We start from the raw sequence: 15,544 nt of genomic DNA on the forward strand, positions 1-15,544 counted from the left end.
CCTTCAAGAGCTGACTGCCTGACCGGGAAAACACGGGTGGCGTTTCGAACCCCGTCACGCCGCATGCTCCCCCAAGCGGCATGAGCTTAACATCATTGTTGATTCGAGGGGATAGCGGCCCGATCGCAGAGTCAGGATGGCGCCGCAGCGCCGACCGTGTCGGCCGAGACGGCCTCGCGGGTGCCAAGCGGCTTGGGCGGCCCGGTGGTCGTGTCGCGCAAGGTCTGCCGTTCGATCTCCGAATTCAGCTCAGCCCCGAACATGATGACGATGGCCGACATCCACATCCACATCATCAAGCCGATCGCAGCGCCGAGCGAGCCGTAGGTCGCGTTGTAATTTGCGAATTCGGACAGATACCAGGACAGCAGCGCCGAGCCGGCGATCCAGAGGATCGCGGCCGTCACAGCGCCGGGGCTCAGCCATTGCCAGCGCGGGGCGTCGCGGCTGGGCGCGAAGCGGTAGAGGACGGCGAGCGCCGCAAGGAGAATGACGAACAGCACCGGCCATCGCGCCAGCGCCACGATCAGCTTGCTTTCGGGCGCCATGCCGAGGTGGTTGAGCGCGAGCGGGAAGGCGACGACGGCGCCCACCATCAGCAGCAGGGCAACGATGCCACCGACCGTGAAAGCCAGCGAGACCGTGTTCAGCCGGATGAAGCTGCGCTTTTCACGCTCCTCATAGGCGACGTTGAGGGCGTCGAAGATGGCTTTGACGCCGGCATTGGCGCTCCAGATCGCGAGCACGAGTCCAAACAGGAAAGTGAAACCAAGCGTCGCGCCGCCGTTCGACACGACGCGCGCCACCTGGTCCTCGACGATCTGGAACGCGCCCTCGGGCAGCATCATCGCGAGCGATTGCAGGTTGGAACTGATCGTCGAGGGATCGGCGAACAGGCCATAGAATGAAACCAGCGCCGTGATGGCGGGAAAGATCGCGAGCAGTCCGAAAAAGACGACGCCGCCGGCGGTCGCGAGCAGGCGATCCTCGTCGATGCGCTGATAGGTGCGCCAGAGGATGTCCTTCCAGCCTGCCCACGGGATCGCGAACGGGCTTTTCGCGCGGCGGCCGCGGCCGGGCTGCGAGGCTGCGCCCGTCGGGCTCGTTTCCGGCGAATTCGCCTCGCCGTTGCGGTGGTCTTGCGGAGGTCCCGGCCGGATCAGGCCAGAATCCTGGAAATACCGTTCCGCGGTGAGCACGAACACGGTCGTGGCTGCGACTAACAGCCAGCTGTCGAATTGCTCGGCGCGCCGCATACGCATTTTCAGGTATCCGCTCCGTGGCCGTGACGCCGCCTGCGCGCGGCCGTGATCCCGACCAGCCCAACGGCCGCGAGCATCAGCCCGAGTTGCACGGGCCGGTTGGACCGAGCCGGCCACGTGCTGCCGCCATGTCCTGACTCATGTCCTCGTTCGCCCGGCGCGAGCGGCGCCAGGGGAATTGTCGTCGCGACCTCTTTCACCGCCTCCTTCACCGTTCCGCGCGGGATGCGCGGGGTGGCGATAGCCACCCGCAGGCGGCTGGCGAGCGGCACGATCGGCTTGGTCTTGCGCTTCATCTGGGCCATGGCCACGCCGGCGCAGGCGGCGGCCAGGACCAGGAGCACAGCGCCGACGGCGCCGAACCCCCAGAATTGCCCGTAATGGATTGCAATCCAGCGGTACAGGGCGATCAGGCCGACGAAGAAGGCTGCGACGACGAACAAGCCCGCAACCGCGAGCAGTCCGGCCGCAGCCGCGTACGACGTCATGCGCCCTGTGGCCTGGTTGCTCCGGTCGCGGGCATAGGACTGGGCGGCGCGCTTGAGATGGTTGAGCTTGAGCGCGACGCCGGCGCGCAGCAATTCGCCCGATGGCGCAAGCATGCGGTTATCCTCCGAGTGCGAGAAAATTCGTCGGGGGATGAACGTGGCGGTATTTGACTTGTTCCGACGAGGTCTGCCCGCCGTGATGGATCAGCCGAGATCGGTTGCCGCGATCCAGAACACTTCGCCCTCGGAGTCCTCGGTGTCGAGCCAGAGCAGCGGCAATTCAGGAAAGGCCTCGTCAACCAATTCGCGGCCGCGGCCGATCTCGCAGATCAGCCCGCCATGCGGCGTCAAATGGCCGGGCGCATCGCGCAGGATCCGGCGCACCACATCGAGACCGTCGGCGCCGCCGTCGAAGGCGAGCTTCGGCTCGGCCCGGCACTCGGGCGGCAGCGCCGCCATGCCTTCGGCGTCGACATAAGGCGGGTTGGTGATGATCAGGTCGTATTTGGTGTTACCGAGTGGGGCGAACAGGTCGCCGCGATGCAGGCTGATCCGGCCATCGAGCCCGTATTCGCCGACATTTCGTCTGGCGACGTCGATCGCGCCCTTCGAGATATCGACGGCATCGATCGTGGCGTTCGGGAAATGATGCGCGGCGAGGATCGCGAGGCATCCCGATCCCGTGCAGAGATCGAGCACGCGCTCGACGGCGCTGGAATCGTCGATCAGCGAGCCGGCTTCGCCGTCGCCGCCGAAATGCGACTCCAAGAGTTCACCGATGAAGGAGCGCGGAACGATGACGCGCTCGTCGACATAAAACGGCAGGCCGCGCATGTAGATCTTGTTGACGAGATACGCGGCCGGTTTGCGCGTGGTGACGCGCTGATGAACGAGATCGATGATGGTCCTGCCCTCGGCGGTCGTGACGCGCGCGTTGGCAAAAATCTCGAACTGCTCGGGATGCAGATGCAGGGCTTCACAGACCAGGAAAGCCGCTTCCGCGACCGGATCGGGCGTGCCATGGGCAAAGGCGAGCTTGGCCTCATTGAAGCGGCTCACCGCATAGCGGACGAAATCGATCAGCGTGAGAAGCTCGCCGCGGCCCAGTTTCGCGAGCTTTGGCGCGGCGCGGCCGCGCACGGCCTTTTTGGATGTTGTTGCCATCAGGATCGGGTCCAGCGTGCGGCGGCTTCGTCGTCGCGGGCCTGGGCCTCGACCCAGCCGGTGCCGGTGGCGCTCTCTTCCTTCTTCCAGAACGGCGCGTTGGTCTTGAGATAATCCATCAGGAACTCGGCTGCCTGGAACGCTGCCTGGCGGTGCTGCGAGGCGGTCAGCACCAGCACGATGTTCTGGCCGGGCATGAAACGGCCGACGCGATGGATCACCGTGACGCCGCTGAGAGGCCAGCGCGAGATGGCCTCGTCGGCATGGCGCCTGATCTCTTCCTCGGCCATGCCGGGATAATGCTCCAGCGAGAGCGCGGCGATCTTCGCGCTGTCTTCGTCGCTGCGGCAGATGCCGGAAAAACTCACGACCGCACCGATGTCGGTGCGGTTCCCGGTCAGCACCGCGATCTCGCGTGCGATGTCGAAATCGTCTTGCTGGATACGGATGGTGACGGGGCAGGTGGCGACGGACATGGCCTAGCCGCCGGTCATCGGCGGGAAGAACGCGATCTCGCGAGCGCCCGCGATCGCGGCGTCCGACTTGACGTGGGCATGGTCGATCGCGGTGCGGATCACCTTCGGCTTCTCGAACGCATAGGCGTAGGCTTCGCCTTGGCCGGACAGCCAGGCGATCAGCTCTTCCACGGTGCGCACGGTCGCAGGCGGCTCGATCGTCTCCTCGGCCTTGCCGATGCGCTCGCGCACCCAGGCGAAGTACTTCACCTTCATCCCTCATCCTCCTTGATGAGGTGATGGATGCCGGCGCCGAAATAGTCGTAGCCGGTGTACATGGTGAGGATCGCCGAGGCCCAGAGCAGCGCCAGCCCGATCATCGAGACCATGGGCACGACCTCATCGCCGGCCGGACCAGCCAGCAGGAAGCCGATGGCGATGAGCTGAACCGTCGTCTTCCATTTCGCAAGCTTGGTCACGGGCACGCTGACACGCAGCGCGGCAAGATATTCGCGCAGGCCCGAGACCAGGATCTCGCGGCACAGGATCACGATGGCGGCCCACAGCGACCAGCCGTGAATGATGCCGTCGGCGGCCAGCATCAGCAGGCACGAGGCGACCAGAAGCTTGTCGGCGATCGGATCGAGCATGCGGCCGAACGCCGATTGCTGATTCCAGATCCGTGCGTAATAGCCGTCGAGGTAATCGGTGACCGCAGCCGCGATAAAAATGGCGACGGCGACCCAGCGCAGCCACAGCGGGCCGTCCATGATCGACTGTGCGTAGATGCACCCGACCACGACCGGGATCGCGGCGATCCGGCCGTAGGTCAGGATGTTCGGGAGGGACATCGCGCGGCTGGTCGTCCCTCGTGTCGTGGCGATGTTCATCCGTCCTACCAATACCGCTGCAGCCTGAAGGTCAACCGTTCCGCTCCCCAAATGGGGTGCGGGATGCGACGACCATATGACCGCGGCCCCCCTTTTATTTCACCCCGGCTGGGGATGGAAATACTCGAAAATCCTGCGGGCGCTCTCGGCGCTCACCCCCGGAACCTTACCGAGATCGGTGATCGAGGCCCGTTCGATCTCCTTCAGGGTTCCGAAATGATGCAGCAAGGCACGTTTGCGTGACGGACCGATGCCAGGAATCTCCTGCAAGCCGGCCTCGCGGATGTCCTTCTTGCGCAGCTTGCGGTGCGAGCCGATGACGAAACGGTGCGCCTCGTCCCGCAGCCGCTGGATGAAATAGAGCACGGGGTCGCGCGGCTCCAGCTTGATCGCCTCGCGCTCCGGCATGAACAGGGTCTCGCGGCCGGCATCCCGGTCCGGCCCCTTGGCCACCGACATCAGCGCCACCTGGGTCAGGCCGAGATTTGCAAAGATGTCCCGGACCGCGTTGAGCTGGCCGCGGCCGCCATCGATGATCACGAGATCGGGCCATTGCGGGAAGTCGTCGTCCTTGGCTTTGGCCGCGTTGTCCTCGGGTGGATTGATCAAGCGCTTGAAACGGCGTTCGAGCACCTCGCGCATCATCCCGTAATCGTCGCCGGGCGTCAGGCCCTCCGACTTGATGTTGAACTTGCGATACTGGTTTTTCACAAAACCGTCCGGGCCGGCGACGATCATGGCGCCGACTGCGTTGGTGCCCTGGATGTGGCTGTTGTCGTAGACCTCGATCCGCTTCGGCGCATGCGTCAGGCTCAGGGTCGTGGCCATGGCGTCCAACAGGCGGCTCTGCGTCGCGGTGTCCGCGAGCTTGCGGCCCAGGGCCTCGCGCGCGTTGGTGAGCGCGTGGGTGACGAGCTCCTTCTTCTCGCCGCGCTTCGGCATGGACACTTCGACCTTGCGGCCCGCCTTGATCGACAGCGCGTTGGCAAGCAGCTCGCTCTCCTCGATCTCGTGCGAGAGCAGGATATTCCTCGGCGGCGGCTTGTCGTCATAGAACTGGGCGAGGAAGGAGCCGAGCACCTCTTCCGGCGTATATGTCTTCTCCGCGCGCGGGAAATAGGCGCGGTTGCCCCAGTTCTGCCCGGTGCGGAAGAAGAACACCTCGACGCAGGAGAAGCCGCCCTCCTGGTGGATGGCGAACACGTCGGCTTCTTCCACCGTGCGCGGATTGATGCCCTGCTGCGACTGGATCGCGGACAGCGCAGCGAGGCGGTCGCGGTAGAGCGCGGCGCTCTCGAATTCGAGCTCGCCGGAGGCCTTCTCCATCTCCGCGGCAAGCTCCTGCTTCACCGCATGGCTCCTGCCGGACAGGAAGTCGCTCGCCTCGCGCACCAGGGTCGTGTAGCCGGGGAAGTCGATCTCGCGGGTGCAGGGGCCGGCGCAACGGCGGATCTGGTAGAGCAGGCAGGGCCGCGAGCGACTCTCGAAGAAGGAATCCGTGCAGGAGCGGATCAGGAACGCGCGCTGAAGTGCGGTGATGGTGCGGTTGACGGCGCCGGCGGAGGCGAACGGGCCGAAATAGCGACCCGGCCGCGTCTGCGCGCCGCGATGCTTCAGGATCTGCGGCGCCCAATGGTCGCCCGTGATCAGGATATAGGGAAACGACTTGTCGTCGCGCAGCTGCACGTTGAAGCGCGGCCGAAGCTGCTTGATGAGGTTGGCCTCCAGCAGCAGGGCTTCGGTCTCGGTGTGGGTCGAGATGATTTCCACGGTCACCGTGGCGGCGATCATGCGCAGGATGCGCGCCGGCTGCGGCGCACTCTGGCGCGCATAGTTCGACAGGCGCTTTTTGACGTTCTTGGCCTTGCCGACATAGAGCACGTCGGCATTCGCATTGAGCATGCGGTAGACGCCGGGCGAGGTGGGGGCGAGGCGCACCGCGCGTTCGATCGCCTCGTGGCCGGTCGCCAGCGGCTCTTCGCCGACGGTGCCGCTCTCTTCCAGGATGTCCGGCAGCCGCGCATCGTCCTCGTCGTCGCCATTCGCAGTGGCGGGATCGAGGTCCGGCGGCGCGGCTTCCGTTTCCTGGGGCGGGACGTCGGGTGCGTTGCCGCGCACGGGTTTGCGTACGCGTGCGTCGTCCGGATTGTCGGGGGAATCGTGAACCATGGTGCGAATTTAAGCGCTGCGGGTGTCGATTTGAAGTTCCGGCCGAGCGGCACGCACAGGATGGCGGCGCAGTTCCCGGTAACGCTTGCTTAAGCCTGTTAACAGCGCGGTAACCCGGCTTAACAGGCCTTTAACTTAAAACTCTCGATAAATCTTACGCGAAAAAGGGTGGTTCCGTAACCATGCGGTTTTGCCTCGCGCGGCGGCGCGGGCATCGCAGCGGTGACGGGAGTTGCGTTGGAGTGTGTGATGAAGAGGCTCGTTGTGGGCGCAGCCGCGTTGGCTGCGGTCGGCTGGACGGCTTCGGCAGAGGCCGCCGATCTCAATTACGGGCAGCGTGCGCCCTACACGGTCAATCAGCCGCTCAATGCCTATAGCTGGGCCGGTCCGTATCTCGGTGGCAATCTCGGCTACGAATGGGGTTCGGTGAGCAACAATCCCGCAAAACCGTCGGGCTTCGTCGGCGGCGTTCAGGCCGGCTACAATTTCCAGAACGGCCCATGGGTGTTCGGCGTCGAGGGCGACATCCAGGCCGCCGGTGCCGACGACACCTTCGCGCCGTGGAAGTTCTCCAATCCGTGGTTCGGCACCTTGCGCGGCCGCGCCGGCTACGCCTTCAGCAACGTGCTGTTCTACGGCACGGCGGGCCTCGCCTTCGGCGAGCTGCGCGCGCAGACGTTCGGCTGGACCGAGTCGCACACCAGCGCCGGCTGGACCATCGGTGCCGGCGCGGAAGTTATGTTCGCGCCGAACTGGAGCGCCAAGCTCGAATATCTCTATATCGATCTCTCGACGAGTCAGTTCGCGATTACGGGCGTGTCAAACGGCTATAGCGCCAGCGTTGTGCGCGCAGGCGTGAACTATCACTTCTGATAGCTAAAGAAGAAAATACCGGACCAACCTCCCGGCCGCTTGCGGCCGGGATTTTTTTGACGCTTGGCTCGCTAGGGAAGGATGACCAAATCGACCGCCTTCGGCCCCTTGCCCTTCTTGTCCGGTTCGACTTCGAAAGTAATACGCTGTCCTTCGGCAAGGTCCTTCAGTCCGGCCCGCTCCACAGCAGTAATATGTACGAAGACGTCGCGGCCCCCGTCGTCCGGTTTGATGAATCCGTAGCCGCGCTCACCGTTGAAAAACTTGACCGTTCCCGTCATGGCCATCGGGAAACTCCCCCTCATTGCTCCTCCGTCGTGACGCAGACGCGCGTCACGACATGACCGGGCCTTACGAAGCCCGGGAGCTGGCCATCCTTCGGCAGACCATTCGGTCCGACTGGATCTTTCTTAGGCCTTCACTCCGCCGCAACCATTCGCGGAAGCGGAACGTAAAGCCAGTCACCGCAACAGCATAATACGGTTCTCTGCAGATTGACTACCGCTCCTGCATATTTTTCCCAAGAATGCCGGAGTGTTACGGTCTCGGCACCTCCAATCGGAATCTGGCAGCGCCACCCTGGCCGAGCGGCATCTCCAGCTCCGGCAGGATCGTCTTGAGTTCGCCGTGCAGCGTGTAAGGCGGATTGACGATCAAGAGCCCGCTGGAGGTGAGGGCTGCGCCGTCGGCTTGCGGCGCCACGCTGAATTCGAGGCGCAGGCATTTTCCCGGCGGCTTTGCTGCGGCTGCGAGCCGCGCCACTGATTGCACCAGCGTGTCGGTGGCGCGTCGGCTCTTGGCGGGATACCAGATTACATAGATACCGGTCGGCCATTTCGCGAAAGCCGCCGAGAAGGCCTCTGCGAGCTTTTCGAACTCGTCCTTTGCCTCGAAGGGCGGGTCGATCAGAACGAGCCCACGCCGTTCCTTCGGCGGCACGAAAGCCGGCAGCGCCATCCAGCCGTCGAGGTCGACCACGCGGGCCTGTTCGTCGCGGCGCAGTACGCCGATCAGCGCCTTGCGCGCCTTCGGCTCGAGCTCGCAGAGCAAGAGGCGGTCCTGCGGCCTCAGCAGGCCGCGTGCGATCAGCGGCGAGCCCGGATAGGCCTTGAGCTCGCCCTTCGGATTGAAGGCGCGGACGATGTCGAGATAGGGCTTGGTCAGCGCCATGGCGTCGTTCGACAACCGCGCCTGCATCAGCCGCGCAATGCCCGTCAGCCACTCGCCGCCCCGGCGCGCTTCGTCGCTTTCGAGATCGTAGAGGCCAGCGCCGGCATGGGTGTCGATGACGCGGAACGCACCCGGCTTGTCCTGGAGATAGGTGATGATGCGCGTCAGCACGATGTGCTTGATGATATCGGCGAAGTTGCCGGCATGGAAGGCGTGGCGGTAATTCATGCAAGAGCACTACGCCACGTGACGGCCCGAGCAAAGAGGCACGACGCCTGGGCTAGCCACCCCGGATCGGCGGCATCGTCACCTGGTCGCGGCGGCAGGCGCGGCGGTCGATCTCCTCGCAGGCGCGGAATTGCAGGTCCTTGCTGAGGCAGATGCGGACTTCCGATAGCCGCGTCCGGTTGCAGGTGATCGAGACGGCGGCATTGCTGAGGCCCGGATTGGCCTTGATGAAGGCTTCCTCCACCTCCGCCGGCGCCACGGTCTTGGCCTGCGATAGATCGAGATATTCGGCTGGAATCTTGATCGCGGCGCGCGCCTTGCGGATCGTCTCGAAATAGCTGCGGTCAGCGAGCCCCGAGCAGGTGCCGTGCTTGTCCCACTCATTGAAGATCAGCCCCGGCGCCGGCATCAGATCGAGCATGGAGGAGACGATACTGCGGTTCAGCCGCGGCGAGGGCCGCTGGCAATATTCCGGAAATCCGTTCTCATATTGTGGCCACAGACCATGCACCACGAAAGCGTAGGGCCGTCCGCTGCACTGGGTCTGCGAGCGGCCGCCGCGCTCCGCCGCCTCCTCGCAGAAAGAGGGCGACCAAGACAGTGACAGCACATAAAAATCGAATTCGCCGGGCGTGTTCTGCCGCTTGTCCTGGGCCTTTGCGCCATCGGCCAGCGCAGCCAGCCCGGCCGCAAGCGTCAGCGAGATCATCAGGCGGGAGAACGAATGCAATCGGGAATGAAACATGGCGACGCCCCTCAACTAGACTGTGCAGGCAAGCCTAGCAGGCGATAAGAACATTTCAAGAACAAAATGCGGGCGACCGTCGTTCGGCCGCCTGATCGGTCCGGATCAGAACGTTTCAATTACTGTTTGGCGGCGCGGCAGGCCGGGTTGTAGGCCCAGTTGCGGTCGAGCCCGACCACGCACCATTCGACGCCTTGGCCGTAGCCGGCGAAGCCGCCATCCTCCACGATCGAGAAATGCACCTTGCGCATCTTGCCGTCCGTGAGCATGGCCTCGCCGGTGCAATAGCGGCGCGGGATGTTGTCGGATGCCCAAGGCCGGAACGCGGTCTCGTGAACGGCGGCGAAGCCGGTGATCTTCAACGAGGAATTCCAGAACGAGCTTTCTTTCTCCCAGAACTGGCTGGCGATCGTCGGCAGCGCCCTGTCGCATTCGGAGACGTTGCCGTCATAGCGCGGCCCGCTCAGCCAGAAATTCAGCTCCAGCGGATTGGCGGCCCTGGCCTCGCCGAGCGACAGCGCCCCGAACAGGAGGCCGAGCACGGCGGCAAAGCGGAGCGATTTCAGGAAGGTCGAGGCGCGCATGGATGATCCAGACAGCATGATCTGCAAGGGTCGGACGGTGCCGTGAAGGCCGGGGGAGGTCAAGTGCAGCGCGGCAACACTTGCCGACGAGTTGACCGCAATGCTGCGTTGGACCGGCCATCCGTTCTTTCCACCGCCCCGCCGGCACCGTAAACTGTCGGCAACCAATCGGAGTGACGGGAATGCGAATCATTGCGGCCGCGGGTCTACTTGCCCTGGGTATGATGGCGAGCCAGTCGGCGCGCGCCGATCTGCTTCCGGTGCCTCCGTTCAAGGGCAACGACACTGGCGGCATCATCGCCTATTCGATGGCAACCCAGGTCGATGCGCGGCAGGTCGCGGTCGATCACTGCGCGCGCTACGGCAAGGTCGCCAAATTCCTGGCGGTGCAGGCCTATGAGGGCGGCTACATCTCGTTCTCCTGCCGCTGGGTGCCCTATGGCGCCGCCGACCTGCCGATCCGCACGCTCTACTGAGGCGCTTTCGTTAGCGCCGCTATCTCGCAGCGGGGAGCCTCCCACATGACGCGCAAGCTCGCTTTGCTCGGCTCCGCCTTTTGCCTTGTCGTATCGGCAAGCAGCGCTCGCGCTGACGACCTGCCGGTGCGCAAGGCGGGGCTGTGGGAATTGAAGATGGTCAGGACCGGCACGCCGGTGCCCGAGATGACCATGCAGCACTGCACCGACGAGACCGTCGACAAGGAGATGAACAACAACATCTCCCCGATGGCCAAGCAGATCTGCGCCAGGCAGGACATCAAGAAGACCGCGACCGGCTATGTCAGCGATTCCGAGTGCAATGTCGCCGGCATCAGCACGACCTCGCATGCCGAGATATCCGGCGATTTCAATTCGGCCTATACCGTGAAGACGTCGTCGCACGCGCAAGGCGGCGCCGCCGGCGCAGCAGGCCGCGACACGACCATGCAGCTCGAAGCGAAATGGCTGGGGGCCTGCAAGCCGGACCAGAAGCCCGGCGACATCGTGATGCCCGGCGGCTTCAAGATGAACGTGCGCGACATGGACAAGCTGAAGGCGCTGCTGCCGAAGTAAGGCTCTTCCCCTCTCCCCTTGTGGGAGAGGGTGGCTCGCCGCGCAGCGGCGAGACGGGTGAGGGGTTTGTCTCCGCGTGTGACTCTTTTCGCTTTGAATTCGCGGAGAGAGACCCCTCATCCGGCGCTTCGCGCCACCTTCTCCCACAGGGGGAGAAGGGAAGAGGCAGCTACACCGGTATCCGCACGCTCGCCCTTAATCCGCCCATCGGACTGTCGCCAAGCGTGATGTCGCCGCCGTGCGAGCGGGCGATGTCGCGGGCGATCGCGAGGCCAAGACCTGTGCCGCCTTCATCCTGGTTGCGGGCGTTGTCCAGCCGCAGGAACGGCTTGAACACCTCTTCGCGCAGATGGGCGGGAATGCCCGGCCCGTCATCGTCCACCGTCACGGTCAAATAACGGTGATCGCGCTGGCCGGTGATGGCGATGCTCTTGCCGTAGCGGGCGGCGTTGGTGACGAGGTTGGCGAGGCAGCGCTTGAATGAGGCCGGCTTCACCGTGACCACGGGCAGCCCGTTGAACGCAACGGTCGCCGTGTGGCCGTGGCGCTCGGCGTCGCTGCGCAGCTCCTCGAGCGCCTGGGCCATGTCGGTCGGCTGCGACTGCTCGCCGGAATCGCCGCGGGCAAACGCGAGGTAGTCCTCGAGCATCATCGACATCTCGTCGACGTCCTTGCGCATGCCCTCCATTTCGGGGCTGTCGCCGATCAACGCCAGCTCGAGCTTGAACCGCGTCAGGATCGTGCGCAGATCATGGCTGACGCCGGCGAGCATCGCGGTGCGTTGCTCCATCGTTCGCTCGATGCGCGACTTCATTTCGAGGAAGGCGACCGACGCGCGCCGCACCTCGCGCGCGCCACGCGGGCGGAAATTCGGCGCCTCGCGGCCCTTGCCAAAACTTTCGGCGGCGTCGGCAAGTCGCAGGATCGGCTTGATCTGGTTGCGCAGGAATAGCACCGCGACGATCAGCAGGATCGAGGACGTGCCGACCATCCAGAACAGGAAGATCTCCGAGTTCGAGGCATAGGCGGCGCTGCGCTGCGCGAACACGCGCATCACGGCATCGTCGAGCTGGATCCGGATCTCGACGAGGTTGGAGCGGCCGACCGTGTCGATCCAGAAGGAGCGCCCGATCTGGCGGCCGAGCTGCACCGACAGCGTCTGGTCGAGCAGCGAGAAGAACGGCTTTGGTCCCGGCGGCGGCATGTCGCCGGCCGGGAGGAAATCGACGACGAGGCCGAGGCGCTGCTGCGCGATGCGGCGGATCTGGTCGCGATCCTTGTCTTGCGGGTAGCCCTTGTAGACGTCGATCAGCGCGGCGATGTCCTGCACCACCGCGGCCGACAGGCGGCGTGTCACCGTGTTCCAGTGCCGCTCCATGAACACGAAGGCGACCACCGATTGCAGGATCACCATCGGCACGATCATGATCAGCAGCGCACGCGCGTAGAGGCCGGTCGGCATCCAGCCCTTGAACGCATTGCCCATCCAGCCATTGGCGGCGGAGACGCGGCCGGCGGCGCTCTTCAAAAGCGTCAGGCCGCTATCGATCGTGCTCATCGGTGGCGCTTCACTCTTTATGGCGAGGCTACCAGCCGGTAGCCGATGCCGCGCACGGCCTGGAGGAACAGCGGATTGGCGGGATCGGTCTCGATCTTGCGCCGCAGGCGGTTGATCTGCACGTCGACGGCGCGCTCGTTGACGCTGCCATTGCCGGTCAGCGCGCTGCGCGGCACGGTCTCGCCCGGTGTCTCCGACAGGATCCGCAGCATCTCGCGCTCGCGGTCGGTGAGGTGAATGACGTCTTCGCCCTGGCGCAGTTCGCCGCGGTCGAGGTGGTAGATGTACGGGCCAAACGCGATCTTCTCCACCGCAGCGGCCTGCGGCGGCGGCGCGGCGCGCTTGAGGATGTTGTTGATGCGCAGCGCAAGCTCGCGCGGCTCGAACGGCTTTGCGACGTAGTCGTCGGCGCCGATCTGCAGGCCCTCGATGCGCGCTTCGGCTTCGTGCCGCGCCGTCAGCATCACGATCGGCACTGATGACGAGGTCCGGATGAAACGCGCGAGATCGAAGCCGGTCTCGCCGGGCATCATGACATCCAGGATCAAGAGATCGAAGTGCAGGCCCAAAAGCTTGGAACGGGCGTCGCTGGCGCTGGCGGCGGTCGAGACGCGATAGCCTTCGCCGGCAAGGAAGCGCGACAGCAGGTCGCGGATGCGGCGGTCGTCGTCGACCAGCAGGAGATGCGGAGCATCGTCGGCGGGGCGTGCCGGCGGGCGTGCGAGCGTGGCAGCGAGCGGCACGGTCACTCCTTGTCCTGATTGACGGTGGCAAAGATCGTCTCGAGCACCTTGTCGGGATCGTCGCGGTCGATCATCGCGCGCAGGAAGCGCTTGACGGTTTCGGCATCCTGCGGCGCCATCTCGGCGAGCGCCTTGGTGATGCGCGTGGTCTGGAGACCGGCGAGCTTTTGCACCAGCGCCTCGCCCTTCGGTGTCGCAAACAGCAGGCGTTGGCGGCGATCATTGTCGCCGGTCTTCTGCACGATATAGCCCTCGTCCAGGAGCTGCTTGAGCACCCGGCCGAGCGATTGCTTGGTGATGCGCAGGACGTCGAGGAGGTCGGCGACCTTGAGGCCGGGATAACGATAAACAAAGTGCATGACGCGGTGATGGGCCCGGCCGAAGCCGAACGCCTCCAGCTCCTGGTCGGGATCGCCGACAAAATCGCGATAGGCGAAGAACAGCAGTTCGATGATATCCCAGCGCAAATTGCCTCCGTCGTCTGCGGCCGGCCGCGGCCCGGCTGCGTCTTGAGAAGGAGTCGCGAAATTTATGTCAGGCATATTGACGTATCTTTGTCTCAATGTTACAAAACGATCAGCCCGCACGAAATTTTAGATCGTTTCGCGTCGGGTGGGCATCGAAGCAAGGCGGCCGCAGTGGGCCGGACAGGCGGAGACGGCCGGAGCAGATCTACCGTGCGATTGTCGAACGGCATTTCGGCAAAACATACTGGACTTCCGTCTTCCGCAAAAGCATGTCCTCGGTGACATGCTGGCCACGGAAACCGGCCGTAACAAGGCTGGCGGCGGTCCGGCCAGAAACCAATCGAGCCAGCCGGGCCCAAATCGGGGCAGGCGGGTGCCACAACGGCGCCGCTACCGGCAGCGGGAGGCAAGGACATGAGCATGAAATTCGACATCCAGCCCGCATCCAATCCGACCTCCGAGAAGGATCGGGTCGCCAAGCTGGTCGACCCCGGTTTCGGGCGGGTCTTCACCGACCACATGGCAGTGGTCCGCTACAACCAGGCCAAGGGCGGCTGGTACGAGGCGCGTGTCGAGGCCCGCGCCAATTTCCAGCTCGATCCGGCCGGCGCCGTCCTGCACTACGCCCAGGAAATTTTTGAAGGCCTCAAGGCCTACAAGCGCGACGACGGCGGCGTGAACCTGTTTCGCCCCGATGCCAATGCCCGGCGCTTCAAGGACTCGGCGGACCGCATGGCGATGGCGCAGCTCCCTGAAGACGTCTTCATCGAGGCGGTCGAGCAAATCGTGCGCATCGATCGCGCCTGGATGCCGGGCGGCGAGGGTAGCCTTTACCTGCGCCCCTTCATGATCGCGAGCGAGACCTTCCTCGGCGTCAAGCCGTCGTCCGAATACATTTTCGCGGTGATCGCCTCGCCGGTCGGCTCCTACTTCAAGGGCGGCCCCGCGCCGGTCTCGATCTGGGTGTCGGAGAATTACACGCGCGCTGCCGTCGGCGGCACCGGCGCCGTCAAATGCGGCGGCAACTATGCCGCAAGCCTGCGTGCGCAGGCCGAGGCGATCCAGCACGGCTGCGACCAGGTCGTCTTTCTCGATGCAATCGAGCGCCGCTACATCGAAGAGCTCGGCGGCATGAATGTGTTCTTCGTGTTCGACGACGGGTCGCTCTCGACGCCGCCGCTGGGCACCATCCTGCCCGGCATCACCCGCGACTCCATCATTGCGCTGGCCAAAGACGCCGGCAAGACCGTGCGTGAGGAGCCGTACTCGCTCGACCAGTGGCGCAAGGATGCGGCCAGCGGCAAGCTGAAGGAAGCGTTTGCCTGCGGCACCGCCGCCGTGATCTCGCCGATCGGCACGGTGCGCTCGGTGAGCGGCGATTTCGAGATCAGCGGCGGTGCCGCGGGCCCCGTCGCCATGGGCCTGCGCAAGCAGCTCGTCGACATCCAGTACGGCCGCACCAACGATCCGCACAACTGGATCCGGAAGGTGGATTGAGGCCCTTCTTCCTTCTCCCCTTGTGGGAGAAGGTGGCGCGAAGCGCCGGATGAGGGGTTCTATCCGCGAGTTCAAGGGTCAGTTGGACTCGCGGATAGAACCCCTCACCCGTGGGGGCGCGGGCGGGGGGGGGGCCCCCCCCCCCCCCGCGGGGGGGGGGGGGGGGGGGGGGGGGGGGGGGGGGGTGGGCGGGAGGGCG

At 64.9% G+C, this 15,544-nt stretch carries 18 protein-coding genes; 4 read left to right on the forward strand and 14 right to left on the reverse strand.

The genetic code is table 11. From position 1 onward, the window contains the following. Positions 1–131: 131 nt before the first annotated feature. From AC0L23_RS13335 to uvrC, 7 genes are all read right to left on the reverse strand, one after another. The gene (locus AC0L23_RS13335; RefSeq protein WP_026232540.1) at positions 132–1,262 is read right to left on the reverse strand and encodes a YihY/virulence factor BrkB family protein; all 1,131 of its coding nucleotides are present in this window, start codon (positions 1,260–1,262) and stop codon (positions 132–134) included. 2 nt (positions 1,263–1,264) lie between these two features. Beyond that, entirely contained in the window at positions 1,265–1,864 is a 600-nt protein-coding gene (locus AC0L23_RS13340; protein WP_018453489.1) for a hypothetical protein, read from the reverse strand. A 90-nt stretch (positions 1,865–1,954) separates the two neighbouring features. Then, positions 1,955–2,914 (reverse strand): 50S ribosomal protein L3 N(5)-glutamine methyltransferase, encoded by a 960-nt coding sequence (gene prmB, locus AC0L23_RS13345; protein WP_085358084.1) that lies wholly within the window; start codon positions 2,912–2,914, stop codon positions 1,955–1,957. Further along, complete coding sequence (locus AC0L23_RS13350) at positions 2,914–3,390, reverse strand: molybdenum cofactor biosynthesis protein MoaE (protein WP_085350078.1); 477 nt, start codon at positions 3,388–3,390, stop codon at positions 2,914–2,916. The genes prmB and AC0L23_RS13350 overlap by 1 nt, the downstream gene beginning before the upstream one ends. 3 nt (positions 3,391–3,393) lie before the next feature. After that, complete coding sequence (moaD, locus tag AC0L23_RS13355; protein ID WP_018453492.1) at positions 3,394–3,645, reverse strand: molybdopterin converting factor subunit 1; 252 nt, start codon at positions 3,643–3,645, stop codon at positions 3,394–3,396. Next, positions 3,642–4,259 carry a CDP-diacylglycerol--glycerol-3-phosphate 3-phosphatidyltransferase gene (gene pgsA, locus AC0L23_RS13360; RefSeq protein ID WP_007596859.1) on the reverse strand — a complete coding sequence of 206 codons (618 nt, stop codon included), beginning with the start codon at positions 4,257–4,259 and terminating at the stop codon, positions 3,642–3,644. The genes moaD and pgsA overlap by 4 nt, the downstream gene beginning before the upstream one ends. A 99-nt stretch (positions 4,260–4,358) precedes the next feature. Beyond that, positions 4,359–6,428: an excinuclease ABC subunit UvrC gene (gene uvrC, locus AC0L23_RS13365; RefSeq protein WP_018453494.1), complete on the reverse strand. Its 2,070-nt coding sequence runs from the start codon at positions 6,426–6,428 to the stop codon at positions 4,359–4,361. A 249-nt stretch (positions 6,429–6,677) separates the two neighbouring features. Between uvrC and AC0L23_RS13370 the strand changes: the two genes are divergently transcribed. Continuing rightward, positions 6,678–7,301 carry an outer membrane protein gene (locus tag AC0L23_RS13370; RefSeq protein WP_085383808.1) on the forward strand — a complete coding sequence of 208 codons (624 nt, stop codon included), beginning with the start codon at positions 6,678–6,680 and terminating at the stop codon, positions 7,299–7,301. A gap of 71 nt (positions 7,302–7,372) precedes the next feature. Here the strand turns inward: AC0L23_RS13370 and AC0L23_RS13375 are convergent, their stop codons facing one another. From AC0L23_RS13375 to AC0L23_RS13390, 4 genes are all read right to left on the reverse strand, one after another. Continuing rightward, positions 7,373–7,588, reverse strand: a complete 216-nt coding sequence (locus AC0L23_RS13375) for a cold-shock protein (RefSeq protein WP_007614865.1) — start codon at positions 7,586–7,588, stop codon at positions 7,373–7,375. 250 nt (positions 7,589–7,838) lie between these two features. After that, on the reverse strand, positions 7,839–8,699 hold the full coding sequence (locus tag AC0L23_RS13380) for a 23S rRNA (adenine(2030)-N(6))-methyltransferase RlmJ (protein ID WP_085358086.1): 861 nt from the start codon (positions 8,697–8,699) through the stop codon (positions 7,839–7,841). A gap of 52 nt (positions 8,700–8,751) precedes the next feature. Further along, a complete protein-coding gene (locus AC0L23_RS13385) occupies positions 8,752–9,444 on the reverse strand; it encodes a ribonuclease T2 family protein (protein WP_085358088.1) in 693 nt (230 codons plus the stop codon). A gap of 119 nt (positions 9,445–9,563) precedes the next feature. Further along, complete coding sequence (locus AC0L23_RS13390; RefSeq protein ID WP_027565385.1) at positions 9,564–10,028, reverse strand: hypothetical protein; 465 nt, start codon at positions 10,026–10,028, stop codon at positions 9,564–9,566. Positions 10,029–10,210: 182 nt separating this feature from the next. Here AC0L23_RS13390 and AC0L23_RS13395 point away from each other — a divergent pair, with 182 nt between their 5' ends. Both AC0L23_RS13395 and AC0L23_RS13400 read left to right on the forward strand, forming a co-directional pair. Further along, positions 10,211–10,504, forward strand: coding sequence for a hypothetical protein (locus tag AC0L23_RS13395; RefSeq protein ID WP_085358090.1), 294 nt, complete (start codon positions 10,211–10,213; stop codon positions 10,502–10,504). 45 nt (positions 10,505–10,549) lie between these two features. After that, positions 10,550–11,080: a DUF3617 domain-containing protein gene (locus AC0L23_RS13400; protein WP_085358092.1), complete on the forward strand. Its 531-nt coding sequence runs from the start codon at positions 10,550–10,552 to the stop codon at positions 11,078–11,080. Positions 11,081–11,249: 169 nt separating this feature from the next. On the opposite strand, the gene AC0L23_RS13405 is transcribed toward AC0L23_RS13400, so the two are convergent. Genes AC0L23_RS13405 through AC0L23_RS13415 form a run of 3 tightly spaced genes read right to left on the reverse strand, consistent with a single transcriptional unit; the run spans position 11,250 to position 13,923 of the window. Next, the gene (locus AC0L23_RS13405; RefSeq protein WP_027520375.1) at positions 11,250–12,638 is read right to left on the reverse strand and encodes an ATP-binding protein; all 1,389 of its coding nucleotides are present in this window, start codon (positions 12,636–12,638) and stop codon (positions 11,250–11,252) included. A gap of 17 nt (positions 12,639–12,655) precedes the next feature. Further along, positions 12,656–13,387 (reverse strand): response regulator, encoded by a 732-nt coding sequence (locus AC0L23_RS13410; RefSeq protein WP_018453502.1) that lies wholly within the window; start codon positions 13,385–13,387, stop codon positions 12,656–12,658. Next, entirely contained in the window at positions 13,384–13,923 is a 540-nt protein-coding gene (locus tag AC0L23_RS13415; RefSeq protein WP_007596846.1) for a MarR family winged helix-turn-helix transcriptional regulator, read from the reverse strand. Before AC0L23_RS13415 ends, AC0L23_RS13410 begins: the two co-directional genes overlap by 4 nt. Positions 13,924–14,262: 339 nt before the next feature. On the opposite strand from AC0L23_RS13415, the gene AC0L23_RS13420 reads away from it, so the two are divergent. Beyond that, the gene (locus AC0L23_RS13420) at positions 14,263–15,345 is read left to right on the forward strand and encodes a branched-chain amino acid aminotransferase (RefSeq protein ID WP_026232543.1); all 1,083 of its coding nucleotides are present in this window, start codon (positions 14,263–14,265) and stop codon (positions 15,343–15,345) included. Positions 15,346–15,544 lie beyond the last annotated feature (199 nt).

The sequence above is a fragment of the Bradyrhizobium sp. MI1.4 genome (genome assembly GCF_055811315.1).

Excerpts from the sequence above, each read along its gene's own strand:
- pgsA (WP_007596859.1), bottom strand. The coding sequence starts at position 4,259 with ATGAACATCGCCACGACACGAGGGACGACCAGCCGCGCGATGTCCCTC.
- AC0L23_RS13375 (WP_007614865.1), bottom strand. The coding sequence starts at position 7,588 with ATGGCCATGACGGGAACGGTCAAGTTTTTCAACGGTGAGCGCGGCTAC.
- AC0L23_RS13385 (WP_085358088.1), bottom strand. The coding sequence starts at position 9,444 with ATGTTTCATTCCCGATTGCATTCGTTCTCCCGCCTGATGATCTCGCTG.
- AC0L23_RS13420 (WP_026232543.1), top strand. The coding sequence starts at position 14,263 with ATGAGCATGAAATTCGACATCCAGCCCGCATCCAATCCGACCTCCGAG.
- AC0L23_RS13405 (WP_027520375.1), bottom strand. The coding sequence starts at position 12,638 with ATGAGCACGATCGATAGCGGCCTGACGCTTTTGAAGAGCGCCGCCGGC.
- AC0L23_RS13415 (WP_007596846.1), bottom strand. The coding sequence starts at position 13,923 with ATGCCTGACATAAATTTCGCGACTCCTTCTCAAGACGCAGCCGGGCCG.
- prmB (WP_085358084.1), bottom strand. The coding sequence starts at position 2,914 with ATGGCAACAACATCCAAAAAGGCCGTGCGCGGCCGCGCCGCGCCAAAG.
- AC0L23_RS13370 (WP_085383808.1), top strand. The coding sequence starts at position 6,678 with ATGAAGAGGCTCGTTGTGGGCGCAGCCGCGTTGGCTGCGGTCGGCTGG.
- AC0L23_RS13335 (WP_026232540.1), bottom strand. The coding sequence starts at position 1,262 with ATGCGTATGCGGCGCGCCGAGCAATTCGACAGCTGGCTGTTAGTCGCA.
- AC0L23_RS13395 (WP_085358090.1), top strand. The coding sequence starts at position 10,211 with ATGCGAATCATTGCGGCCGCGGGTCTACTTGCCCTGGGTATGATGGCG.
- AC0L23_RS13400 (WP_085358092.1), top strand. The coding sequence starts at position 10,550 with ATGACGCGCAAGCTCGCTTTGCTCGGCTCCGCCTTTTGCCTTGTCGTA.
- AC0L23_RS13350 (WP_085350078.1), bottom strand. The coding sequence starts at position 3,390 with ATGTCCGTCGCCACCTGCCCCGTCACCATCCGTATCCAGCAAGACGAT.
- moaD (WP_018453492.1), bottom strand. The coding sequence starts at position 3,645 with ATGAAGGTGAAGTACTTCGCCTGGGTGCGCGAGCGCATCGGCAAGGCC.
- uvrC (WP_018453494.1), bottom strand. The coding sequence starts at position 6,428 with ATGGTTCACGATTCCCCCGACAATCCGGACGACGCACGCGTACGCAAA.
- AC0L23_RS13380 (WP_085358086.1), bottom strand. The coding sequence starts at position 8,699 with ATGAATTACCGCCACGCCTTCCATGCCGGCAACTTCGCCGATATCATC.
- AC0L23_RS13340 (WP_018453489.1), bottom strand. The coding sequence starts at position 1,864 with ATGCTTGCGCCATCGGGCGAATTGCTGCGCGCCGGCGTCGCGCTCAAG.
- AC0L23_RS13390 (WP_027565385.1), bottom strand. The coding sequence starts at position 10,028 with ATGCGCGCCTCGACCTTCCTGAAATCGCTCCGCTTTGCCGCCGTGCTC.